We start from the raw sequence: 25,322 nt of genomic DNA, 5'->3' as shown, positions 1-25,322 counted from the left end.
ATTAGTCCTCCTCTACAGTTTGGTTATAAACCTTTATGTTTTTAGCATCTTTTTTTCTTATAGCTAAATCAAAACCTCTAAAGTTTATTATTATGGGGTCCCCTAAAGGAGCTGCTGTTTTTACCGCAATCTCGGTGCCTTCTATTGCTCCTAAAGCTAAAAGTCGTTTTGCTAATTTTTCATCTCCTGTAATGTAGCTTACATAAACTGTTTCTCCTGGTTTTACATCGCAAATGCTCATCATTAACACCTCGTACTGAAAATCATTCTCAAATAAATTTTAACACGCTCGAATAATTTTGTCAATATATTAGTCTATAAATAAAAATAGAAGTTTTTTATTTAAAAATATATTATAATGATATTAGAGGGTAAAAAGGGAGGAAGAATTGTGGATATAAAGTTAGAACATATGAGTAATATAGATAAAAGACATGGGAAGAGAGCAAAATACGATTTGAAGCTATATTATCCGAGGGTGAATAATAACAGTATCTATAATAAATATAACCTTGGATCTCCTATACTAGAGACCATAGATATATCTGAAACTGGGATTAGTTTTATAAGTAGAGCTGAGCTTAGGGAAGATGATTTTATTTCTTTTCTTCTTACAATAGAAAACAATCCTTCATTCTGGTGTATGGCTGAAGTTAAGTGGATTCAAAAAATAGAAGGATTTTTCAAGGTTGGGTGTCAATTTTATTGTCTTAATGAAGATCAGATTAGGTACATAAGAGAATATGTTAGTAAAGTGATAGATTAGCTCAGGCGAAAACCTGAGCTTTTTCTTTTGTAAAAGTTTACATACTTTAAAGATTCGTTATAAGAAAAAAAGAATATTGATTATAAGTGTGTTTTTTAAAACTTTTTGATTTTAATAATTAGATGGAAATTGCCGGCTATATTGTTAGATGAATAATTTTGCTGCTTATATGTCATAAAAAGGAGTTATTCAATAATTATTAATATGAAACAGATGTTATATAAAGTATATAACAGAAAAACAAAGAAATGTAACAGAAAATGTAACTGTTACATTTATAACGCAAAAAAAGCCTAAAATTCTATAAAATTAGGTATTGATACAGAAAGAAAAATATAGTACAATAGAAACATGTTAAATATGAAATAAGGAGTCGATGTTATGTATAAGCAATGGAATGGATTTAACGAAGGTAATTGGATGAATGAAATTAATGTAAGAGACTTTATTCAAAAGAATTATAAACTATATGAAGGCGATAAGAGTTTCTTAGTAGGACCAACCGAAAAAACTAAAAAAGTTTGGGATGAATGCAGTAAGTTAATAATAGAAGAACTTAAAAAGGGAATATTAGGCGTTGATACAGAAACGATTTCTGGAGTAGATGCTTTTAAACCTGGATATATAGATAAAGATAACGAAACAATAGTTGGGCTTCAAGCTGATGCTCCTCTAAAGAGAATAACCAATCCTTTTGGTGGAATAAGAATGGCTGAACAAGCTCTTGAGTCTTATGGATACAAAGTGAGCGATGAAATGCATGAAATATTTACAAAGTATAGAAAGACTCATAACCAAGGCGTTTTCGATGCTTATACTGATGATATAAGAGTGGCTAGAAAAGCTGGGGTTATAACAGGACTTCCAGATGCTTATGGAAGAGGAAGAATAATAGGTGACTATAGAAGAATAGCACTATATGGTATAGATAAATTAGTTGAAGATAAGAAAAAAGATCTAAAGAACCTAAAAGGAACTATGGTTGAAGAGACTATAAGATTAAGAGAAGAGCTAAATGAACAAATAAGAGCACTTGCTAAGATAAAGAACATGGCTGCTTCCTATGGAGTTGATATTTCACAGCCAGCGTCAAATGCAAAAGAAGCAGTACAATTTGTTTACTTTGGATATTTAGCTGCAATAAAGGAAAATAACGGAGCAGCAATGTCATTGGGTAGAACAAGTACTTTTGTTGATATATATATAGAAAGAGATTTACAAGCAGGTATAATAACTGAAGAAGAAGCTCAAGAGATAGTTGATCAATTTATTATTAAGTTAAGACTTGTAAGACACTTAAGAACTCCTGACTATAACGAGATATTTGCTGGAGACCCAACTTGGGTTACTGAATCCATAGGAGGAGTAGGGGTTGATGGAAGACCACTTGTAACGAAGTCTTCTTATAGATATTTGCATACACTAATAAATCTTGGAACTGCTCCAGAACCAAATATGACAGTGCTTTGGTCACAACAGTTACCAGAAAACTTTAAAAAGTACTGTGCTGAAATGTCAATACTTACAGATTCAATTCAATATGAAAATGATGATATTATGAAGCCAATTTACGGTGATGACTATGCTATAGCATGCTGTGTATCTGCAATGGAAGTAGGAAAACAAATGCAGTTCTTTGGTGCAAGATGCAATGTTGGTAAGTCTTTACTTCTTGCTTTAAATGGTGGTATTGATGAAAAACAAGGATTAAAAGTAGTACCAGGGATTGAGCCAATAACAGATGAAGTATTAGATTATGAAAAGGTGAAAGCTAATTACTTTAAGGTGCTAGAATACATTAGTGAATTATATGTAAACACAATGAATATAATCCACTACATGCATGATAAATATGCCTATGAAGCAGCACAAATGGCATTGCATGATACAAAAGTAGGAAGACTTATGGCATTCGGAGTAGCAGGATTATCAGTTGCTGCAGACTCATTAAGCGCTATTAAATATGCAAAGGTTAAGCCAATAAGAGAAAATGGTATAACTGTAGACTTTGAAGTTGTAGGAGAATTCCCTAAGTATGGTAATGACGATGATAGAGTTGATAGTATAGCTGTAGAAATAGTTGAAAAGTTCTCAAGCGAGCTTAAAAAGACACCAACATATAGGAATGCAAAACATACATTATCAGTGTTGACAATAACATCAAACGTAACTTATGGTAAGAAAACTGGATCTACCCCAGATGGAAGAAAGGCTGGTCAACCTTTTGCACCAGGAGCTAACCCAATGCATGGAAGAGATATTGAAGGAGCTCTTGCTTCATTAAACTCTGTAGCAAAAGTACCATATTCATGCTGCGAAGATGGAGTTTCCAATACATTCTCTATAATTCCAGATGCACTAGGAAAAGAATCAGAAGCAAGAATTAATAATCTAGTAGCTATAATGGATGGATACTTTGGTCAAAATGCTCACCACTTAAATGTAAATGTTCTTAATAGAGAAACACTTATGGATGCAATGGAACATCCAGAAAAGTATCCAACTCTAACAATAAGAGTATCAGGATATGCCGTAAACTTTAATAAATTAACTAAGGCACAACAAGCTGACGTTATAAATAGAACGTTCCACGAAAAAATGTAATTAAGTGCTAGACACTTAAAATATAAAACAAATAGCACACACACATCAATCAAAATTAATAACTATGCTGCATGCCTAAGATTTTCTTAGGCATGTGGTGTTTTAATTATTTAGAAGAAGGAGGGGATTTTTATGACAAAAGGAAGGGTGCATTCAATAGAAAGTATGGGGCTTGTTGATGGACCAGGAGTTAGAACTGTAGTGTTTTTGCAAGGCTGTAAACTTAGGTGTGCATATTGCCATAATCCTGATACTTGGGGAACAGAAGGCGGTACTGAAATGACTTCTGAGGAACTATTAAAAAAGATTCTTAGATTTAAACCATACTTCGAGAGATCAGGAGGGGGAGTGACCTTCTCTGGAGGAGATCCCTTACTTCAACCTGAATTTTTACTAGAAATGTTAAAGTTGTGTAAGAAGATGGGAATACACACTACAATAGATACTGCTGGTTATGGATTTAGCGAATATTATGATGAAATTTTAAAATATACGGACTTAGTTCTTTTAGACATAAAGCACGTGGATGATGAAGGGTATAAAAGCCTAACTGGTCGCTCTAAAAGAGGTCTAGACGAATTTATGAAAGCTCTAGAAAGAGCTAGTACTAAAGTATGGGTAAGGCACGTTGTTGTTCCTGGAATAACAGATTCAAAAGAGCATATTGAAAAACTTGAAGAAATAATTAAAAAAATCAATAATGTAGAGAAAATAGAGCTTCTTCCATACCATACTCTTGGTATTCATAAATATGAGAAACTAGGGATTCCATACAGACTTAAAGATGTAGAACCTATGGATAAAAAACAAACTAGAAAATTAGAAAAGATTATAATTGAAAAAATAAAAATTGCATGATATGTATAAAAAACTTTCAAAAAGCTATTGACATTGAACTAGCTACTATGTATAATATTAATCAATACATGGTTATTAATTAAAAATTACTACAAAAGCAAAATTTAATATTTATCGTACTTATCACGAGAGGTGGAGGGACTGGCCCGATGAAGCCCGGCAACCGGTATTGCTTTTAGCAATACAAAGGTGCCAATTCCTGCAGCGTAAGCTGAGAGATAAGGAGAACACTAGGCGTATTTTTACCCGAGGGTTTTCCTCGGGTTTTTCTTTTGTGAAAAAATATGCAGGAACAGCATATCGATGTGTCATTTTAGTATTTATTTATGCAACCGGTTGCGTACATAATTGCGCTTTATAAGGAGGTAACTGAATGCTTGAAGTTAAAAATGTAAGTAAAGCCTTTGGTAAGAATCTAGTCTTACATGATGTAACATTAAAAGTTAATGAAGGGGAGATTTTTGGAATAGTTGGACATAGTGGTGCTGGTAAGTCGACTTTACTTAGATGTCTCAATGGTCTTGAAGCTTATGATAGTGGAAATATTGAAGTTATGGGAAGGGAAGTAAAAACACTTAGTTCAAGGGAGATAAGACTGCTTAGGAAAGATTTAGGGATGATTTTTCAAGGATTTAATTTGCTTAAGAGGAAAAATGTCTTTGAAAATATTGCACTTCCTCTTGAAGTTTGGGGATATGGAAAAGCTGAAATAAATAACAAGGTGAGCAATTTACTCCAGTTAGTTGGACTTGAAGATAAAAGAAATAGCTTTCCTAGTGAATTAAGTGGAGGACAAAAACAAAGAGTAGCGATAGCTAGAGCTTTAGCACTTGAGCCAAAGGTTTTGCTATGTGACGAAGCTACTTCAGCATTAGATCCTAAAACAACAAAGTCTATACTTCAGCTTCTAAAAGAAATTAATGAAAAATTGAAATTAACTATTATTATTGTTACTCATCAGATGGAAGTAATAAAGGAAATATGCTCAAATGTGGCTTTAATGGAAGGTGGCGAAGTAAAAGCAATAGGCGAAGTAGAAAAATTATTTCTAAAGCCTACCTATGAACTAAAAGATCTTATGGGAGAAGAGGAAGTGCTGCCATTCAGTGGAATAAACATAAAGGTTTTCTTCTCAAAAGAGATTAGTCAAAACAGCTTAATCACTTCCATGGCTAGAAGTCTTGATATAGACTTTTCTATTGTATGGGGAAAACTTGAAAAATTTAGAGAAGATGTTTTAGGCAGTTTAGTTATTAATGTTTCCGAGGAAAATAGTAGCGCCATAATAGAATACCTTAACAGCAAGTCCATAGGATGGGAGGTAATAAAAAATGACATTTAGTGAAATATTTCAAGAAATTTTACTGCCAGGGCTAGGGGATACACTATATATGGTTATAGTTTCAACAGTATTTGCTGTAATTTTAGGCTTTTTACCAGCAGTTATATTGGTAGTTACAGATAAAAAGGGGCTTAAGCCAAATAAAATTATAAATAGTACCTTAGATTTTATTATTAACCTATTACGTTCATTCCCTTTTATCATACTAATGATTGCAATTTTTCCGCTTACTAAATTAATTGCCGGTACTTCCATAGGGAAAAATGCAGCTATAGTTCCACTAACAATCGGGGCTGCTCCATTTGCAGCAAGAGTAATAGAGTCTGCACTGAAAGAAGTGGATCCGGGAATCATAGAAGCAGCAAAATCTTTCGGAGCTAGCACAACTCAGATAATTTTCAAAGTAATGATAAGAGAAGCTCTACCCTCTATAGTTTTAGGTATTACTCTAACTGTAATAAGTGTTATAGGGTACTCAGCTATGGCTGGGACAATAGGCGGAGGAGGTTTAGGGGATATAGCTGTAAGATATGGCTATCAAAGGTTTAAGACTGATATCATGATTTATACTGTTATTATATTAATAGTTGTAGTACAACTGTTTCAAAGCGTAGGTAATATTTTATATAAAAAATTAAATAAATAATCACTAGGGGGTATTAAAATGAAGAAATCAATAGCTTTAGTTCTATCAATAGTTTTAACTTTAGGTTTAGCCGGTTGTGCGGCTAAAAACGAAAGCACTTCTGCAAAGACAAGTGTGGGGAATGATAAAAAGGTTATAAAAGTTGGAGCTACTCCAGTTCCACATAAGGAAATTCTTGAACAGATAAAGCCAATACTTGAAAAGAAGGGATATACTTTAGAAATTAAGGAATTCACAGATTATGTTCAGCCTAATTTAGCACTTAACGATGGTGATTTGGATGCAAACTTCTTTCAACATATACCATATTTAAAGAAGAGTATAGAAGAAAAAAAATTAGATTTAGATTATACTGTTAAAGTTCATATAGAGCCAATGGGGCTATATTCAAAGAAGGTTACTAAGCTTGCTGATTTAAAGGAAGGTTCAACTATTGCTGTACCAAATGATCCTACAAATGAAGCAAGAGCTTTAAGAGTACTTGAAACTGCAGGATTAATAAAATTAAAGTCTGGAGATTTAGTAACTATTCTTGATATAACTGAAAATACAAAAAATATTAAATTTAAAGAATTAGAGGCAGCACAGCTTCCTAGAGTATTAAATGACTTAGATGCAGCTGTAATTAATACAAACTATGCTCTAGAAGCAAAGCTTAATCCGGCAAAAGACGCTATAGTTATTGAATCCAAAGATTCGCCATATGCAAATGTACTTGCTGTTAGAAAAAAGGATAAGGATAAGCCGTATATAAAAGCACTATCAGAAGCTTTGAACTCTCCTGAAGTTAAAAAGTTTATAGAAGAAAAATATAATGGAAATATAGTTCCAGCATTTTAATAGGTCAAGGTCTAGAATTAATCTAGACCTTGTTGCTATTTTATGGATTTCCTAAAAGCGCAGATTACAAGATATGCAAAAAATATTACAAAGATTCAACAAAAATGGTTATAATGAATTATAGAAACAATGGGCATTAACAGATAAATCTAATATTATAGTATTAAAGATATATATAGAAGGAGGGTACAATGGACAATATAGGAGCTTTTTTTGATATTGATGGAACTCTATATAGAGAAGGACTTATAGCAGAAATATTTAAAAAATTAGTAAAATATGAGATAATTGAACCTGAACGCTGGTATAATGAAGTGAGACCAGAATATCAAAGGTGGGATAAGAGACAGGGAAACTATGACAATTATTTGTTAAAGATGGCTGATATATATATTGAAGCAATTAAAGGCCTCCATAGCTCACAAGTTGAATTTATTGCAAAAAATGTAGTAGCACAAAAGGGAGATAGAGTATATACTTTTACAAGGGATAGAATACGTTGGCATAAAGAGCAGGGACACAAGATAATTACTATATCTGGAAGTCCGTTAGAATTGGTAAGGGAAATGGCTCTTAAGCATGGTTTTCATGATTATGAGGGTGCTATTTACAAAATGAATAAGGATATGGTATATACTGGAGAGGTTATTCCAATGTGGGATAGCAGTAGTAAACGAAATTCAGTATTAAAATTTGCAGAAAAGTATAAATTAGATTTAGAATATTGCTATGCTTATGGTGACACTTCTGGAGATTATTCAATGTTTGAACTTGTAGGGAATCCCATTTGTGTTAATCCTACTAAAGAATTGTTACAAAAGGTCATGTCCAATGAAACGGCTCGAAATAAAACAAATATAATTGTAGAACGTAAGGATGTAATATATAAGCTAACTTCTGATTGTATTCATATTGATTAGAAAAGAGTGGTACAGTGATAATTAGATACAACGATATAAAAATTGAAAATACAGATTCTTCTAACGCATTAAAAGCAGATTTAGATATAAATATTTATAAAAAGGCTATTTTTTTTGATTTAGAGCATTATGTTTATAAAAAACCAGTATGTATAGGAGTTTTTGGATGCTGTTATTTTGAGGAAAAGAATAGTACGATTAAAGTTACTCAATATATGATTGAAAATGGTACAGATGCCTTAGAAATTTTAAAGCTTGCTGAAAAATATTTTAAAGAAATGGCTATTAAAAATGAAAAAAAGTATATTGTTACATTTTCCGGGAATAACGATTTTACGGTAATTAATTATTTAATTAAAAAGTATGATATTGATTTAAATTTTGATGATTACTATGTAGGAATTGATTTACAAAAGGAATATGAGAAGATTACAAAAAAGTGTATTGGATTAAAAGCATTAGAAAAAGAATTTGGGATAGAAAGAGAAGGAGAACTAATAAGTGGTTCTAATCTAGCTAAAACTTTTAATAAGATTGTAAAGGATAAAGAATATTTTAAAAGAATGCCAGAAGAAAAAAAGGAGAAAATTCTCTTGTATAATGAACAAGATGTAGTAAATCTTTTTCATATATTTTTGAATTGGAATAAGGTGCTAAAAGAAAATATTGATCTAGTGGAAAAGTTGTGAAGCATTAATGATGCATCACAGCTTTTTTTATTATGCAAATAAATTTAGTAATATATTTTCTTAAGACTAATATAAATTAAGCAAAGAAGTATATATTAGCTCTATTTTTAAAATCCAAGCAGTGGAGGAGAAATAATGAAGTATGTAGGAAAAGAATTTAATCGAGCTGAGGGAAAGCTTAAAGCAGAAGGCACTCATAAGTATCCATCTGATATTAGGGAAAGTGATACTTTAATTCTTGGAGTAAAAAGATCTGAAGTGCCTCATGGTAATATTTTAAAAATAGACCTCGATAGGGCAAAGGCAGTGAAGGGTGTAATTGCTATTTTTACAGCTAAAGATATACCTGGAAGAAATAGGTATGGTATTGTACACAAGGATCAGGAAATACTTGTCGAAAAAAAAGTAAGATGTATTGGTGATCCAATATGTTTGGTAGTTGGAGAAAGTAAAAGAGCTGTTGAAGAAGCTATCAAAAATATAAGCATACAATATGAAATGCTTACAGTTGTTACAACTCCCTTTGAAGGGCTAAAAGAAAATGCTCCATTAATACATGAAAATGGTAACCTTCTTCACAAGATAGAAGTTACTAAAGGAGATGTAGAAAGAGCGTTTAAAGAAGCGGATATTGTAATTGAAAATAAGTATTACGTACCTTTTCAAGATCATATGCCATTAGAAACAGAAGCTGGATTTGGAAAGATTGATGAAGATGGTAAACTAGCAATTTGGGCTGGAACTCAGACTATTTATAGGGATATAGATGAAATATCCTACGCACTGGATATTCCTAAGGATCAAATAAGAGTTGCTGCACCGTTTTTTGGTGGTGGGTTTGGGAGAAAAGATGGAATAACTATTCAGCTCTTAATCGCTCTGGCGGTTATTAAGCTTAGAAGGCCAGTACGAATTTTTTTGGAAAGGTCAGAATCCATAAATTCAAGTTATCATAGACATGCTGCATTTATGAAATATAAAACTGCTGCTAAAAGTGATGGTACTATTACAGGCTGTGAGGCTGAGCTATATTTTGACAAAGGAGCTTACGCAAGTCTAGGAGCAGAAGTACTTAATCTGGCTGTTGAGCACTTTGCAGGTCCATATAAAATTGAGAACACAAGAGTAAATGGTTATGCGGTATACACAAATAATCCTATAGGTGGTGCGTTCAGAGGATTTGGTGTGCCTCAGGTTACTTTTGCTTTTGAGTCGCAAATGGATATAATTGCCGAAAAACTAAATATAACTACACTTGATATAAGAAAGAAAAATGTTATTCATCAATGGGATACCTCATGCATCGGACATACATTTATATATAGCACCGGATTAAAAGAATGCTTACAGGCTTTAGAGAATACGGATTTGTATAAAAATAAAAAAGAATATTTAAAGACAAATTCGGAAAACAAAAAGAGAGGACTAGGTATTGCTGTAGCATATCAAGGCGGGGGGCTTGGAGTTAATATTCCTGATTATGCTCAGGCGAAGCTGGAGCTTAAGGAAAATGGTACATTGATTGTATATGGGGGCATTTCAGATATGGGGCAAGGTAATACTACAGCAAATGTACAAATAGCCGCCGAACTGTTTAATTTAGATAGATCAAAGATTAGTTATACAACCCCTGATTCTAAATTTACTTTAGATTCCGGTCCAGCATCTGCCTCAAGAACCACTTATATTTATGCTAAAGCATTAGAAGGAGCTTCAAAGATTTTAAAGGAAAATATGCTAGAGGCTGCTGCTATTTTTCTTAAAGAAAATATAGAAAATTTAATTTTAAGTAATGGCAGTATTATTGGGAACAGTGGAGAGGTTTCCTTTGAAAAAGTATATGAATTAATGGATAGCACAAAAAGAATGGCTATTTGCTATGCTGATAATCCAATAGCAAAAGACAGGCACGAAATAGGACATGGACTTCCGCATATAATATATTCTCATTCAGCACATATGGCCCTAGTAGAAGTTGATATGATAACTGGAAGCGTTGCCATATTAAAATATATAACTGCAACAGAATGTGGTAAAGTAATAAATCCTCAATCTCTTCAAGGTCAAATACATGGAGGTGCGGCTCAAGGAATAGGATATGCACTTTTTGAAGGATTAAAGCTAGAAAATTCAAAAGTATTAAATAATAAGCTATCTACTTATATAATTCCAAGCATTTTAGATGTTCCAGAAATAGAATGCCTTCATGTAGAACCCTATGAGACTACAGGAGCCTTTGGAATGAAAGGTGTAGGAGAGATAAGTATAGATGCTCCAGCTCCAGCTTTATCAAATGCTATATATAATGCTGTGGGCTATAGAAGTTATAGCTTGCCAATTACCGCGGAAAAAATTTTACTTAGAGAAAATAATCAGTGGTAGGTGGAATCAGCGAGGAAGGAGAAAAAAGTATGAAATATGTAGGAAAGAACTATGACAGAGTTGATGGCTATGAAAAAATAACAGGTAAAGCTGAGTACGTAGATGATATTTTTATGGATAATATGCTCTATATATCTGTTGTTAGAAGCAGCATTCCATATGGAAATATAAAGTCTATTGATATTAAAGAAGCAGAAATTCAAGGGGTAATTGGTATTTATACAGCAAATGATTTTTGTGGAGATAACAGCTATGGATTTCCAGTATGCGACAATCAAATTTTATCAAATGGAACAGTAAGATATATTGGAGATGCGATTGCTATCGTATGTGCTGAAAATAAGAAAATTGCTGATAGAGCAGCAGGGCTCGTTAAAGTATACTATGAAGAACTTAATCCAGTTTACGATGTAGATAAATCTGAAAAGTTATTAAATAGACTAGTTGTTAAAAAGAATATTGAGAAAAAGAGCATGAAAAGTGATGATGTAGTTTTAAGTATGGAGCTTAGTACTAAGCATCAGGAACATATGTATATAGAGCCAGAGGGGGCAGTAAGCTCTTATGAGGGTGACATATTGGTGATTAGAGCTCCTATGCAAAGCCCACTTACAGCTAGGGATATAGTTGCTAAGATTTTAAATTTATCTACTGAAAAGGTAAGAGTAATTCAAAGTACAGTTGGAGGAGCATTTGGGGGAAAAGATGATGTAGTATATGAAGCTTGTGGCTTTGTATCACTTGGTACCTTCAAGACAGGAAGACCATGCAAATATGTAGCTACTAGAGAGGAGTCCATTATTTCAAGTTATAAAAGACATCCCATAAAAAGTAAGATTACATTAGTTTCAAGCAAAGAAGGAGAATTTAATGGCATTGAGGTCAGAAATAGAATGGACGGAGGTGCCTATGCTTCTGTTAGTAATTTCGTTCAGTACAGAAACACCACACATTCTGGAGGGCCTTATGTATATGATTGGACTGATATAGAGAATGAGGTTTATTACACAAATAACGTATATTGTGGTGCTTTTAGAGGCTTTGGAGGACTGCAGGCCTGCTATTTTTATGACACTATAATAGATGAAATGTCCTACAAGCTCAATATGGATCCTATTGAATTAAGGCTCAAGAATGTGTGGAGAAAGGGAAAGACTACACCAACTAATCAAACAATCGATTGGGAGCCATCAATTGAGTATATATTGAAAAGGATTAGAGAGGTTTCACAGTGGGATGAAAAGAAAAAAGAATTTAGGAGCTTTAATTTACAAAATAAATATGTGAAAAAAGGCATTGGTGTAGCATTAGGCTATCATGGTATAAGCTTAGGAGCTGAAGGTGAGGATTTTGCACAGTCAGAAGTTCATTTTCTTAGAGATACTAAAAAATTACTTGTTACATGTGGAATTTCTGAACTTGGACAAGGTTCAAGAACTATATTTTCCCAAATAGCAAGTGAAGTATTACAGCTGTCTTCTAATAATATTGAAGTTAATAATTATGATACTTTTAAAATATTAAACTCCGGCCCAACAGTTGCATCAAGAGGATCAACTGTTGGTGGTAAGGCTGTTGAAGTGGCATGCAACAACTTTATTAACTTTCTTAAAGCTGAAGTTAGTGCTTACTTTGGTATTGAGATTCAGAAAGTTAATTATGAAGATGGGAGCTTTTATAATAATAAAAAACTTCTTACTTCGCTTTTAGAGTTCTGCAAGCTTTTAAGTGACAAAAAGGAAGTAAGAGCATATGGGAGATTTGATATGCCTAAGATTGATTGGAATGAACATACTGGGCTTGGAATACCATATGTTTCCTATCATTATGGAGCACATGTATGCTATTTAACTGTAGATTTAGTTACTGGTATGACTGCTGTAGATAAATACTTTGCTATACATGATATAGGTAAAATACTGAATCCAGTAGCTTTAAGGGGACAAATTAATGGTGGTGTTGCAACAGGAATTGGCTATGCACTTATGGAGGACCTGGAAATTAGCAATGGTGTGATAGAAAACAATAATTTTGATGGATATTTAATTCCTACCTCTCAGGATGTGCCAGAGATTTATAGTGAAGCCGTGGAAAGTATAGATAGGCTTGGGCCATTTGGAGCTAAAGGCACTGGTGAACCAGTGTTAACGCCGGTGCCAGCATGCATTGGAAATGCTATAAGGTTTGCAACTGGTAAGAGAATTACTGATCTTCCGTTTAGTCTAGAAAAAATAGTGCTTGGTAAGGAGTTGAGTAAGCATGGATACAATGTTTGTAAAGCCTAAAGGGTTAGTTGAAGTATTTGATTATATAAATAAGGACCAATGCACATTGATAGCTGGTGGCACTGATCTAATGGTTGATAAAAGAAAGGGAAAACAGTATGCAGAGCCCTTCATTGATATTTCAAATCTTGAAGAACTTTTAAAGATTGAAGAACTGAAAAATGAAATTACTATTGGAGCTTGCTGCACCCATTCAGAAATTGAAAAAAATGAACTGATAAAAAAATGGCTTCCAATGTTAAGTAAGGCTTGTAGCTTAGTTGGGTCAACTTTAATAAGAAATAGAGGTACTATTGGTGGAAATATAGTGAACAATGCAATTTGTGCTGATAGTATTCCTCCGCTATTAATCTATGATGCAAAAGTTAATATTGAAAGCATTAACGGGGTACGTTGCATAGCTTTAAAAGACTTTTTTTTAGCAAAAGGTTTAGATTTAAACTCAAATGAACTTTTGAAATCTATTAAAGTTACACCAATAGATGGATACAGATGGAAGTTAATTAAAGTAGGAAGAAGAAAATCTTTAGCTATATCTAGATTAACACTTGCAATAGCGCTTAAAGAAAGAAATGGAATCATTGAAGATATAAGAATTTGCCCTGGAGCTATGCTGCCAAGGCACGGTAGGCTTTGGAATACTGAAAGTTATTTTAGGGGCGAAAGATTAGATTCAAAAGCTATTGAAGCTATTGCAGAGTGTTCAACTGCAGAAGCAGTGTCGCTTAGCGGCAGAAGGTGGTCAACAGAGTATAAAGAATCAGTACTAAAAGGACTAATTGTAAAGACACTTGAAGAATGGAGGAATTAACTTGGCTATAAAATTTAAGTTAAACGGAGAAGAAATTGAAAGGAATGTAATAAAAACAAAGCCTTTAGTCGATTTTTTAAGAGACGATATGGGGCTCACAAGTGTAAAAAAGGGTTGTGAAGTTGGTGAATGCGGTGCATGCACTGTGCTATTAAATAATAAGGCAGTAAACTCTTGCATGGTAATGACAGGTCAAATTGAAGGGTTAGAGGTTATTACCATTGAAGGTGTAAATGATAAAGTACTAATGACTCTTCAAGAAAGAATGATGAGTGCTGGTGCAGTTCAGTGTGGATACTGCACCCCAGGAATGATAATGGCAATTCTAGGATTGCTCTATGAAAGCATACAGCCTTCAAGAGAAGAGATTATTAGAGCTATAGATGGGAACTTATGCAGATGTACGGGGTATAGACAAATAATTGAAAGTGTAGATAGCTTAATATTAGAGGACATATCTCATAGTTTAAATTTATAGATGAACAAAGGGGTGAAGAGGATGCTAATTAAGTTTAAAATAAACGGTGAAGCTCGAGAAGTAGATGTCTCCTATGATGACAGATTACTTGATGTTATTAGAGAGGATTTAGGGCTAACTGGTACTAAAGAAGGGTGTGGAGAAGGCGAATGTGGGGCCTGCACTATAATTATGGACAATAAGAATGTAGCATCATGCCTTTTATATGCCTATCAAGCTGACAATAAGGAATTGTATACAATAGAAGGTAAAAACCAAATGGAAGAGCTTGAAATAATAGAAAATGCTTTTGTAGATGCGGGGGCTGTACAATGTGGATATTGTATTCCAGGAATGGTTATGTCTACAAGAGTACTTTTAAATAGAAATTTGAGTCCCACAGTTGAGGAAATAAAGAAGAATCTAGAGGGAAACTTTTGTAGGTGCACTGGATATGTAAAAATAATTGAAGCTGTACAATTAGCGGCTAAACGTATGAAAGAGGAGAGGTGATGGTATGGAGCAGATTATAGTAGCAAAAAATTTTGGTGAACTACTGGAAAACTTAGATAATGACAAGAGAAGAATAGTTGCTGGATGCACAGATGTGATGGTGGCATTAAGAAATGGGAAGCTTCAACCCAAACCTATATTAGATATAAATGAAGTTCAGGAAATTAAGCAAGTTTTTGAAAAAGAGAACAAAGTTTATATAGGAAGTAATGTAAGCTTAAGTACAATAATTGAAGACAAATTGGTGGATGATAATTTTAAAGTTTTAGTAAAGGCCTTAAAAACTATAGGATCAAGTCAGATAAGAAATAGAGCTACATTAGGTGGCAATATACAAAATGCATCCCCAAGTTCAGACGGTATATTGGCATTGATACTGTTGGATGCTGAGCTAATTTTAAAAAGTTTAAATGGAGAAAGAATAGTTAAAATTATTGATTTTATAAGTGGAGTAGGAAGGACTGAGTTAAAGGCAAATGAATTTATTGAATATATAGTTCTTGATAAAAAATATAGCTCCTTTAACTGTTATTTTGAAAAAGTTGGTTTAAGAAATGCAATGGTTATATCAATAAGTTCCATTGGAGTTTTAATTAAGCTTAGTAAAAATATCATAGAAGATATAAGGATTGCATATGGAGCAGTGGCTCCAAAGGTTATTAGAATACAAAAGGCTGAACAATTTCTAATAGGAAAAGAATTAAATAAAAATAATTTAACAAAAGTTCAAAAAATAATTGAAGAAAGCATTTCTCCTATAAGCGACATAAGGTCAAGTGCGAATTACAGGCTTGAAGTAAGTAAAAATCTTATTTTAAGATTACTAGATATAATTTGAATATGTAGTGCAATAAAATATATTAAGGAGAATAAGAATGAAAATATTAATAAAAAATGCCTTGATATTAACTATGGATGAAAAGTTTTCTAAGTTCAAAGGATATATTGCAATTACAGATACTAGGATTGAAAAAATCAGCAAGTCAGAAATAGAAGGTGCTTTTGATAAGGTAATAGATGCAGATGGAAAAATAGCTATGCCTGGATTTGTTCAGCCTCATATACACCTATGCCAGACTCTTTTTAGAGGTACAGCTGATGACATGGAACTTTTAGATTGGCTAAAGTATAGAATATGGCCGCTAGAAGGAGCGCATGATGAAGAAAGCATATATTATTCTGCTATGCTTGGAATCAGTGAACTAATAAAAGGTGGAACCACTTCTATTGTAGATATGGAAACTGTTCATTATACAGACAATGCTATAAAAGCTATTTATGACAGTGGACTTAGAGCAATTACAGGAAAAGTTATGATGGATTATGGAACGGAGGTTCCAGCAAGTTTAATGGAAAGAAAAGAGGATTCCATAGCCGAAAGTGTAAAGCTGCTTAAAAAATGGCATAAGGCTGATGATGGAAGAATTGAATATGCTTTTACTCCTAGATTTGTAGTTTCATGCTCAGAAGAGCTTTTGTTAGAGGTATCAAAGCTTTCAAAGGAGTATGGTGTAAAAGTGCATACCCATGCATCTGAAAATCGTGGAGAAATTGCTTTTGTTCAGCAGGATAGGAATATGAGAAACATTAACTATTTAAAAAAAGTAGGACTTTTAAATGAGAATCTTATATTAGCTCATTGCATATGGCTTAATGATGAAGAGGTAGAGCTTATAAGTAAAAGTAATGCAAAGGTAGTACATTGTCCATCCTCAAACTTGAAGCTGTCGTCAGGAATTGCTAAAATTCCTGAGCTATTAGAACGTGGAGTAAATGTTGGAATAGCTTCAGATGGAGCTCCTTGTAGTAACAATCTTGATGCATTTATGGAAATGAAATTAAGCTCATTAATTCAAAAAGTCACTATTGGTCCTAAAGCTATGGATTGTAAGCAAGTTTTATATCTAGCAACTATGGGAGGGGCTAAGGTCATGGGTAAGGAAAAGGAAATAGGTTCTATAGAAGAAGGAAAAAAAGCAGATATTATTATACTTGATCTTAATAAGGTGCATAATGCACCTAGTTTCAATGAAAATGAGGAAAGTCAAATAGTATTTTCAGGTAAGACTGAGAATGTTATAACAACTATTATTAATGGAAAAGTTGTAATGGAGGATAGAAAGCTGCTTAATTTTGATGAAGAAAACATAATTAAAATGTGCAATAGAAGTATTGAGAAAGTGTGGAACAGGGCTAAAATAAGTATTAATATATAAGGGAGGTTCATATGTCTATAAATGAAGTTTTGCTACCTAACACAGTTGAAGAAGCTAAGATGTTGTTAAGTCAAAAGAAAAATATCAAGCTTTTAGCTGGAGGAACGGATTTGCTATTAGGGCTGAACAGAGGAGAAGTCAAGGCTGAATATTTAATTGATTTAAGCAAAATTCATAGTATTAAGGGCATTAAAAACTTTGAGCATCACATAATTATAGGGTGTATGACATCTTTTACAGATGTTAAAAATTCAAGTATAATAAATGAAAAATTCTCTGCACTAGCTGATTGTGCGAATATGATGGGGTCCCCACAAATAAGGAATAGAGCTACACTTGGAGGAAATGTAGCAAATGCAGCTGCATCAGCTGATGTAGTACCTTGCTTATTGGCTATGGATGCAGCTTTTCACATAGAGAGTGATAAAGGAAAGAGATTAGTTAGATGTAAGGATTATTTTAATGAATATGAAAAGAATAAAGTAAAGGAAAACGAAATATTAACAGAAATAATCATTAATAAAAAGTCCGCAGTGACAGGCTTTTATAAATTAGGTAAGAGAAATGCACTGGCTATATCAAGGTTATGCGCAGCCGTAAGTATAGAAGTTCAAAACAATATAATAAAAAATATTACATTAGCACTTGGTGCAGTAGGAAGATTCCCTTTTAGAGTAAGTGAAGTTGAAGTATTTCTTAAGGGAAGGCCTATATCCTACATCTTTAGTTCAGAAGTTCTAATTATGCTTGAAAATATAGTCTTTGAAAGCATTAAAAGTAGAGCTACTATGCCATTTAAAAAAGAAGCTGTTAAAGGAGTATATAAGCAAGCTGTGATAAATGCATTAGAAAGAACTGAACTTGGAGGTGGCTTATATAATGAATAAAGTATCTATTAAGGTAAATGGAATTGTTTTTGAAAGAGAGATAGAATCTGATTTAAGACTTATAGATTTTATTAGAGATGTTTTAAAGTTTAAGGGTACTAAAGAGGGGTGTGGAGAAGGTGAATGTGGAGCTTGTACAGTAATAATGGATGGAATAACCGTTAATTCCTGTCTTGTTTTAGCTGCAAGTGCTCATGGTAGCCAAATTACCACCATAGAAGGTGTTGGAAAGGATCAATTAGAACCAATACAAAGAGCTTTTATTGAAGTGGGAGCAGTGCAATGCGGCTATTGCATTCCAGGTATGATTTTAAGTGCTAAAAGTCTTTTAGATAAGTATTCAAGGTTAGAAGAAATTGATGTTAGAGCAGGAATATCAGGAAACTTATGCAGGTGTACTGGTTATGAGAAAATAGTACAGGGAATCATGCTAGCTCAAGAATACATGAAGGAGAGGAAGTAGTATGCTGGAGTTTGTTGGAAAGAGCATAAAAAAGGAAGATGCTTACAATAAGGTGAGAGGAAAGGCTATATATCCTGATGATATAGAATTCCCTAACATGCTCTATGCAGGTGTTCTAAGAAGTAAAATATCCTTTGGAAAAGTACTAAGTATTGATTACTCAAAAATTAAAAATTTACACGGCATAGTACATGTTATTGACTATAGTATGATACCTGGCGAAAAAAAACATGGAGTAGTTTTAAAAGATCAGCCATTCTTAGTTCAAGATATTGTAAAGAGAGTTGGAGATCCAATTGTATTAGTTGTTGCGGAAAATAAAAGTATTCTAAAGAAGGCTTTATCACTAATAGATGTAAAATACCAGGAATATAGAGGTATTTTTAATATTGATGAAGCACTCCTTAAGGATGCTCCAATAATAGGTGAAAATTCAAATATTCTTTATGATTTGAAAATTAAAAAAGGGGATATAGATAAGGGATTTAAGGAAGCCAAATATGTGGCGGAAAATTGGTACTGCACTCCAGCTATAGACCACGCTTTTCTTCAACCAGAAGCTGCTGTAAGTAATATTAATAAAGATGGCATAATAGAAATATATGTGGCAACTCAGTACCCTCACTATGATAGAGAAGAAGTGGCTAGGTGCTTGGGAGTTTCTCAGGATAAAGTTAGAATTATCAATACTGCTATTGGAGGAGCTTTTGGAGCAAGGGAAGATATAACTCTTCAAGCACACGCAGCATTAGCCTGCTATTATACAAAGAGGCCAGTAAAAATTGTGTATTCAAGAGAAGAATCTACTGCAACCCATTGTAAGAGGCATAGTTTTAAAATGTATTATAAGACAGGCGTAAGAGAAGATGGAATGCTTTGTGCTGTAAAGGCAAGAATATATGGAGATACAGGTGCCTACTGCTCTTGGGGAATGAATGTGCTTAGAAAGGCAGCAGTTCATGCAGTTGGACCCTATGAAGTAGAAAATGTAGATATAGAGTCTTTTGCAGTTTATACAAATAATTCTTTTGCTGGTGCAATGAGAGGATTTGGCGCTGCACAAGCTGCAATAGCGTATGAAAGTCAAATGGATATTTTAGCGGGCCTTTCCAATATACATCCTCTTAAATTTAGATATATGAATGCAGTAAAAGTTGGAAGTATTTTACCTACTGGTCAGTGCCTCGAAAGCAGTGTGGGAATAAAAAAATGTATTGAAGAAGTGGCTAAAGGAGAAGCTGTAGAATTATAGTAGGGGGGGTAAGCAATGAAAAAGAAGGGTATTGGGTATGCTTGTATGATTTATGGTACAGGTTATGGAAATGGATTTCCTGATGAATCTAGGGCAACAATAGAGTTATTAGAAGATGGGCTTATCATGGTATCAGTAGAAGCAACGGACGTAGGGCAAGGTGCTAAAAATGTTATGAAGCAAATTGCTGCAGAAACTCTTGAAATTCCTATAGATTTAATAGCAGTACAAAACAGTGACAGTACTAAGATGGAAGATTCGGGAACAGCAGCTGCTAGCAGACAAACTTATAATACTGGGAATGCTGTTATGGATGGATGTAAAAATTTCAAGAGACAATTTATTGACCCGTACATAAAAGAAGATAAAATTAAAAAAGAAAAAAACTACAGCACTATTTTAAGATGGCTATATAAGAGACTAAATGAAGTTGGAATGGAAGTTAAAACTGCAGGATACTTTAAGGCAAAAACTTCTTCTGTTAATTTAGAAACGGGACAGGGAAATCCTTATTGGCCATATACATTTTCAGTAAACCGAGCTGTTGTAGAAGTTGATGATGAAACAGGAAAAGTGGATGCTTTAGAGATCACAGCTTGCCATGATTCAGGTAAGATAATAAATCCAATTATGGCTCAGGGACAAATAGAGGGCGGATGCGCAATGGGACTAGGGTATGCACTAATGGAAAAAGTGGAATTCAAAGAGGGGTGCATAAAAAATCCAAACTTTGCTGATTATATAATTCCTACCAGTATAGATGTTCCTAAAATAAAAACTTATTTTATTGAAGAGGATGAGGTAACAGGGCCCTATGGAGCTAAGGGACTAGGGGAGCCATCAATGATTTCAACTGCACCAGCAATTTTGAATGCTATATATGATGCAGTAGGTGTAAGAATTTTAGATTTACCTGCAACCTGTGATAAAGTGCTGCTAGCAATAAAAAATAAGGAGAAAAACAATGGCTGAAATTAAAAAAATTGTAGACATAGCCATGGGAAGAGAAAAGGCGCATTTAGTTTTAAAAAATGTATTGATTATTAATGTTTTTAGCCAAATAATTGAAAAAAATGATATCGCAATTTGTGATGATATGATTGCTGGTATTGGAAGCTATGATGGAATAGAGGAAATAGATTGTGAGGGAATGTTTGCAGCACCAGGCTTTATAGACTCTCATGTTCATATTGAGTCCTCAATGGTAACTCCTGAAGTATTTTCTCAGATAGCCTTAAAACACGGGGTTACAACAGTAGTTGCTGACCCACATGAAATTGCTAATGTTATGGGTGATAAGGGTATTGATTTTATGCTAGAGAACAGCAAAAAAAGTGTAATGGATATATTTTTTATGCTTCCATCATGTGTTCCTGCAACCGAGTTTGAGGATTCTGGAGCTGTTCTTAATAGTTATCAGCTGAGCAGGTTTATTCAAAATGATAGAGTACTTGGCTTAGGGGAAGTTATGGATGTTCAAGCAGTAACAAATGCTAAAACTCAGATGGTCGATAAATTAGAGTTGTGCAGGGACAAGAATATTGATGGCCATTGTCCTAAAATTAGTGGGGAAGCACTTAATGCTTATTTAAATTGTAGAATAAAAACTGATCATGAGTGCTCTAGCTTTGAAGAGGCATTGAGAAAAGTTGAAAGAGGCATGTTTGTAATGCTTAGACAAGGCTCGGCTACAAAAAACCTAAAGGATCTACTGCCAGCAGTAAAAAATGAAAACTATCATAGATTTTTATTTTGTACAGATGATAGGCATATTGAGGATTTATTATTAGAAGGTTCTATAGATAATTGCATTAGACTTGCAATTGAGGAAGGGTTAGATCCAATAAAGGCCTATATTATAGCTGCGTTTAATGCAGCACAATGCTATGGCTTGAATGATAGAGGAGCTATTGCTCCAGGGTTTAAAGCAGATATAGTTGTATTTCAAGATTTAAAAAATCTTGAAATACAGTACGTATTTAAAGATGGTAAGAGAAATGATAAACCAATGCATTTTACCAATATAAATATGAAATCCACAATGAATACTCAGTATATAAGTAGTGACCTTTTTAGAATAGAAGCTAGGGGAGAAAAAGTTAACGTGATTAAGCTAATTTCTCGTTCTGTAGAAACTTTAGTGGAAAAGAGAAAAATATATATTGATGGTGGATATATCTCTAAAGTAGATGGAGAGGATATTTTAAAGATAGGTGTTTTTGAAAGACACAAGAATACTGGAAAATACTCTATTGGTTTTTTAGAAGGCCTAGGTCTTAAAAATTGCTCTTTAGCACAGACAATATCTCACGATTCACATAATATTGTAGTAGTTGGTGATAATGATAAGGATATGGAAATAGCAGTAAATACTCTTATTGCAATTGGTGGAGGAATTGTGTTAGTCTCACAGAGAAAAATACTAGACTCGCTAAGTCTTCCAATAGCTGGTTTAATTACTTCTGAAAATCCATATGAAGTAAATATGAAAGTTAAAAATTTAAGCGATATAGCTAGAAAGTTTGGAGTAAGCAAGGATTTTGATCCATTTTTAACTCTTGGTTTTATGGCTCTTTCTGTAATACCTAAATTAAAGATAACATCAAGGGGCCTATTTGATTTTGATAAATTTAGTTTTATAGATTTATTTGCGAAGGAGTAGGTGAAATGTATATAAGAGGAATAATTCTTGCGGCAGGTAAGTCCTCAAGAATGGGAGAAAATAAACTTCAATTAAAAATACATGACATTCCAATGATAGATATAGTAATACAAAATGCAAAGAAGTCAAAATTAGATGAGCTCATAGTTGTATACGGAAAATATGACTTAATAACGGATATTACTAAGGTATTTAATTGTAATTATGAAAAAGGAATGAGTACTTCAGTAAAGTGCGGGTTGGAAGGTTTTAATGGAGATGGAGTTATGATTCTTCTTGGAGATATGCCATTTATAGAAACTAAAATAATTGATAAATTGTATACAGCGTTTACTAACAGCAGCAAAAATATAGTTGTACCAATGTATAGAGGTATGAAAGGGAATCCTGTAATTATTGGTAGAAAATACTTTCATGAGTTAATAAATAATACTGGAGATAAAGGTGCTAGGGAAATAATTAATAATCATCAAGATGATGTTGAAAGATTAGAAATAGAAAGTGACAAGATTTTTGTAGATATTGATAATACGGAAGTATATAATAATATGCTAAAAAAAGCGTTGGTATAAACCAACGCTTTTAAAAATTACTCTTTTCATCAATAATAAAATTTGTTATGCTCCTTAGGCTTTCCGTATCATTTATATTATTATAGTAATCAATTAGCTTAAAAATAATAAGTTCATCAAATCCGATAATTTTTAGAGAAATTAATTCTAGAACTTCGTTTTTTAGGTTATCCATATCATTAGTATTTGAGTCTGCATTGTAAATATCAAATAAACTACTTAAAACATCTGATAGAACTCTTTCATTCTTTCTCTTCTTACCGAATTTAACTGCTTCGTCGAAGTACAATCTAGCAAGTTCAATATCTTCAATTAGCAGATATGAATTTGCTATTTCTCTGTATATCTGACATGTATATTCACTATCTTCAGTTTGCTTATATAAAGATAAGTAAGTAGAGCATTTGTCTAAAAGCTTTTTTGTGCTTTTTCTATCTTTAAGTAATAAGTATATTTCTAATAAATTGCATATTATAATTAAACTGCGCTCAATGTTATTATTAGTTGCTGATAGTAGAAAAGTATGCAAATCAATTGCAGACTTATACTGTTTTAATTCTTTATAACAATTAGCCTTTAATGTTAATAGTTGAAACTTATCATCTTCACCTATGTTTTTGAAAATATTCTCAAGATTTGTAAGCTCAGTTAAAGCAGATTCTAGCTTTCCAAGTTTTTTATAAGCTAGTGCGTTATTGAATTTGAAATTAAATAATAAATTCGTAGATAAATTGTTAGTATGAAGCAAAGCCATTTGATTATAATCTATAGCTTCGTTGTATCTATTTAGTTTCATACAGGTATATGATAAATTTGAGAGTATCTCAATTTCTTTACAGATATCAGATATTTTAGAACAGTTTTCTAAAGCTTTTATATAATAAGTGTACCCTTTATAATAGTCAAAGATAGAAATTAGAATGTTACCAAAAAGCTCATATATTATAACTTTTTTTTCTGGAAGATTATATTTTAGAAAGAAGTCCTCTATATTTTTAACAGTATTAGAAAGATCAAAGTTAGGATTCTTCTCATTTAGTTTAATAAACTCTATGTATTTATCAGCTATTATGTTTGCTTGATCCACAGTATCTTCTAGTAAATATTCCTCTGAAACTTGAAAAGGTATATTATTCTCTTTACAAAACTGATTTATGTTGCTTGCTACAATCTTAGCAACCTTTGGTGTTAAATTCGCTTTATCATTTTCTATAGCACTTATTAAATTTCTGGTTACATCTTCTCCAACAATCTGAAATTGTTTTAAATTAAGGCTTTTTCTTATTCTTTTTATTTTTTCACCTGGGGATAAAATTTCAAAGCTTTCCATAGCATACTCCTTGTTACTAATTAATTATAATATAATAATTGTTTATAAAATTAAATTAGACATATATAAAAAATAAATTAAGAAATAAGTAAATAACAAAATATTGTAAAATACAATATTTACTAAATGGTGTAAAAGTGGTAAAATATTCTTAGCGATAATATGCTGTGTAATAAATATTATGGAGGCGAAGAAAATGTCAAAAAAACTAACTAAATTACTAGCGCTAATGTTGTTATTGTTGTCTTTTGGTTTTGGGTTTGTACGCCAAAGTGGTTCTCTTAAAGTTGCAGATTTAATAGATCCAGAACCAAGACATATAGCTAAACAAGTGGCAGATCTAATAGATCCAGAACCAAGGCATGTAGTTAAACAAGTAGCAAATCTAATAGATCCAGAACCAAGGCATGTAGTTAAACAAGTAGCAGATCTAATAGATCCAGAACCAAGGCATGTAGTTAAACAAGTAGCAGATCTAATAGATCCAGAACCAAGGCATGTAGTTAAACAAGTAGCAGATCTAATAGATCCAGAACCAAGGCATATAGTTAAACAAGTAGCAGAGCTAATAGATCCGGAGCCAAGACATGTAGTTAAACAAGTAGCAGAGCTAATAGATCCGGAGCCAAGACATGTAGTTAATCAAGTAGCAGAGCTAATAGATCCAGAGCCAAGGCACGTAATAATTAATATTGCATAAATAGATCCAGAATCAAGAGGTCATGTAAGCGAAAATATTGTATAATAGGGGATCTACAATAAAATAAATTTAGTATAATATGTAAAGTTATTATAAAAGATATCCAATATGGATATCTTTTATATTT

The 25,322-nt window shown here is 32.9% G+C and carries 24 protein-coding genes and 1 riboswitch; of the genes, 22 read left to right on the top strand and 2 right to left on the bottom strand.

What is annotated here, in order from left to right; all coding sequences use genetic code 11:
- Window position 1: 1 nt before the first annotated feature.
- The gene (locus tag bsdE14_RS01070) at window positions 2-241 is read right to left on the bottom strand and encodes a FeoA family protein (RefSeq protein WP_264852195.1); all 240 of its coding nucleotides are present in this window, start codon (window positions 239-241) and stop codon (window positions 2-4) included.
- Window positions 242-391: 150 nt separating this feature from the next.
- On the opposite strand from bsdE14_RS01070, the gene bsdE14_RS01065 reads away from it, so the two are divergent.
- The 21 genes from bsdE14_RS01065 (at window position 392) to bsdE14_RS00970 (ending at window position 23,165) form a co-directional block, all read left to right on the top strand.
- On the top strand, window positions 392-766 hold the full coding sequence (locus tag bsdE14_RS01065; protein WP_264848067.1) for a PilZ domain-containing protein: 375 nt from the start codon (window positions 392-394) through the stop codon (window positions 764-766).
- Between the two features lie 381 nt (window positions 767-1,147).
- On the top strand, window positions 1,148-3,370 hold the full coding sequence (pflB, locus tag bsdE14_RS01060; protein WP_264848066.1) for a formate C-acetyltransferase: 2,223 nt from the start codon (window positions 1,148-1,150) through the stop codon (window positions 3,368-3,370).
- Between the two features lie 132 nt (window positions 3,371-3,502).
- Window positions 3,503-4,228, top strand: a complete 726-nt coding sequence (gene pflA / locus bsdE14_RS01055) for a pyruvate formate-lyase-activating protein (RefSeq protein WP_264848065.1) — start codon at window positions 3,503-3,505, stop codon at window positions 4,226-4,228.
- Between the two features lie 117 nt (window positions 4,229-4,345).
- Window positions 4,346-4,453: riboswitch (SAM riboswitch) on the top strand.
- A 148-nt stretch (window positions 4,454-4,601) separates the two neighbouring features.
- Window positions 4,602-5,570: a methionine ABC transporter ATP-binding protein gene (locus tag bsdE14_RS01050; RefSeq protein ID WP_264848064.1), complete on the top strand. Its 969-nt coding sequence runs from the start codon at window positions 4,602-4,604 to the stop codon at window positions 5,568-5,570.
- Window positions 5,560-6,216, top strand: coding sequence for a methionine ABC transporter permease (locus bsdE14_RS01045; RefSeq protein WP_264848062.1), 657 nt, complete (start codon window positions 5,560-5,562; stop codon window positions 6,214-6,216). The genes bsdE14_RS01050 and bsdE14_RS01045 overlap by 11 nt, the downstream gene beginning before the upstream one ends.
- A gap of 18 nt (window positions 6,217-6,234) precedes the next feature.
- Window positions 6,235-7,056 carry a MetQ/NlpA family ABC transporter substrate-binding protein gene (locus tag bsdE14_RS01040; protein ID WP_264848061.1) on the top strand — a complete coding sequence of 274 codons (822 nt, stop codon included), beginning with the start codon at window positions 6,235-6,237 and terminating at the stop codon, window positions 7,054-7,056.
- A 191-nt stretch (window positions 7,057-7,247) separates the two neighbouring features.
- Window positions 7,248-7,976, top strand: a complete 729-nt coding sequence (locus bsdE14_RS01035; protein ID WP_264848059.1) for an HAD-IB family hydrolase — start codon at window positions 7,248-7,250, stop codon at window positions 7,974-7,976.
- 14 nt (window positions 7,977-7,990) lie between these two features.
- Window positions 7,991-8,665 (top strand): ribonuclease H-like domain-containing protein, encoded by a 675-nt coding sequence (locus tag bsdE14_RS01030; RefSeq protein WP_264848058.1) that lies wholly within the window; start codon window positions 7,991-7,993, stop codon window positions 8,663-8,665.
- Window positions 8,666-8,800: 135 nt separating this feature from the next.
- On the top strand, window positions 8,801-11,047 hold the full coding sequence (locus bsdE14_RS01025) for a xanthine dehydrogenase family protein molybdopterin-binding subunit (RefSeq protein WP_264848057.1): 2,247 nt from the start codon (window positions 8,801-8,803) through the stop codon (window positions 11,045-11,047).
- Window positions 11,048-11,076: 29 nt separating this feature from the next.
- Complete coding sequence (locus tag bsdE14_RS01020) at window positions 11,077-13,332, top strand: xanthine dehydrogenase family protein molybdopterin-binding subunit (RefSeq protein WP_264848056.1); 2,256 nt, start codon at window positions 11,077-11,079, stop codon at window positions 13,330-13,332.
- Window positions 13,307-14,143, top strand: coding sequence for an FAD binding domain-containing protein (locus tag bsdE14_RS01015; protein ID WP_264848055.1), 837 nt, complete (start codon window positions 13,307-13,309; stop codon window positions 14,141-14,143). The genes bsdE14_RS01020 and bsdE14_RS01015 overlap by 26 nt, the downstream gene beginning before the upstream one ends.
- Window position 14,144: 1 nt before the next feature.
- Window positions 14,145-14,621: a (2Fe-2S)-binding protein gene (locus tag bsdE14_RS01010; protein ID WP_264848054.1), complete on the top strand. Its 477-nt coding sequence runs from the start codon at window positions 14,145-14,147 to the stop codon at window positions 14,619-14,621.
- Between the two features lie 21 nt (window positions 14,622-14,642).
- Complete coding sequence (locus tag bsdE14_RS01005; protein ID WP_264848053.1) at window positions 14,643-15,113, top strand: (2Fe-2S)-binding protein; 471 nt, start codon at window positions 14,643-14,645, stop codon at window positions 15,111-15,113.
- A gap of 4 nt (window positions 15,114-15,117) precedes the next feature.
- A complete protein-coding gene (locus bsdE14_RS01000) occupies window positions 15,118-15,951 on the top strand; it encodes an FAD binding domain-containing protein (protein ID WP_264848052.1) in 834 nt (277 codons plus the stop codon).
- A gap of 37 nt (window positions 15,952-15,988) precedes the next feature.
- A complete protein-coding gene (locus bsdE14_RS00995) occupies window positions 15,989-17,329 on the top strand; it encodes a 5'-deoxyadenosine deaminase (protein WP_264848051.1) in 1,341 nt (446 codons plus the stop codon).
- Between the two features lie 11 nt (window positions 17,330-17,340).
- Window positions 17,341-18,216: an FAD binding domain-containing protein gene (locus bsdE14_RS00990; RefSeq protein WP_264848050.1), complete on the top strand. Its 876-nt coding sequence runs from the start codon at window positions 17,341-17,343 to the stop codon at window positions 18,214-18,216.
- On the top strand, window positions 18,209-18,679 hold the full coding sequence (locus bsdE14_RS00985) for a (2Fe-2S)-binding protein (RefSeq protein WP_264848049.1): 471 nt from the start codon (window positions 18,209-18,211) through the stop codon (window positions 18,677-18,679). Before bsdE14_RS00990 ends, bsdE14_RS00985 begins: the two co-directional genes overlap by 8 nt.
- Before the next feature lies 1 nt (window position 18,680).
- Window positions 18,681-19,931 carry a xanthine dehydrogenase family protein molybdopterin-binding subunit gene (locus tag bsdE14_RS22345; RefSeq protein WP_309298105.1) on the top strand — a complete coding sequence of 417 codons (1,251 nt, stop codon included), beginning with the start codon at window positions 18,681-18,683 and terminating at the stop codon, window positions 19,929-19,931.
- 15 nt (window positions 19,932-19,946) lie between these two features.
- Complete coding sequence (locus bsdE14_RS22340; RefSeq protein ID WP_309298104.1) at window positions 19,947-20,903, top strand: xanthine dehydrogenase family protein molybdopterin-binding subunit; 957 nt, start codon at window positions 19,947-19,949, stop codon at window positions 20,901-20,903.
- Window positions 20,896-22,593: an adenine deaminase gene (gene ade, locus bsdE14_RS00975; RefSeq protein WP_264848048.1), complete on the top strand. Its 1,698-nt coding sequence runs from the start codon at window positions 20,896-20,898 to the stop codon at window positions 22,591-22,593. The genes bsdE14_RS22340 and ade overlap by 8 nt, the downstream gene beginning before the upstream one ends.
- Window positions 22,594-22,598: 5 nt before the next feature.
- Window positions 22,599-23,165: a nucleotidyltransferase family protein gene (locus tag bsdE14_RS00970; protein ID WP_264848047.1), complete on the top strand. Its 567-nt coding sequence runs from the start codon at window positions 22,599-22,601 to the stop codon at window positions 23,163-23,165.
- A 10-nt stretch (window positions 23,166-23,175) separates the two neighbouring features.
- Here the strand turns inward: bsdE14_RS00970 and bsdE14_RS00965 are convergent, their stop codons facing one another.
- Entirely contained in the window at window positions 23,176-24,495 is a 1,320-nt protein-coding gene (locus tag bsdE14_RS00965) for a helix-turn-helix transcriptional regulator (RefSeq protein ID WP_264848046.1), read from the bottom strand.
- 196 nt (window positions 24,496-24,691) lie between these two features.
- Here bsdE14_RS00965 and bsdE14_RS00960 point away from each other — a divergent pair, with 196 nt between their 5' ends.
- On the top strand, window positions 24,692-25,195 hold the full coding sequence (locus tag bsdE14_RS00960) for a hypothetical protein (protein WP_264848045.1): 504 nt from the start codon (window positions 24,692-24,694) through the stop codon (window positions 25,193-25,195).
- Window positions 25,196-25,322 lie beyond the last annotated feature (127 nt).

It is taken from the genome of Clostridium omnivorum, assembly GCF_026012015.1.
In the GTDB taxonomy this organism is placed as follows: Bacteria; Bacillota; Clostridia; order Clostridiales; family Clostridiaceae; genus Clostridium_AX; species Clostridium_AX omnivorum.
Note: the sequence above shows the minus strand (reverse complement) of the source record. Positions and strands in the feature narration are given on the sequence as shown.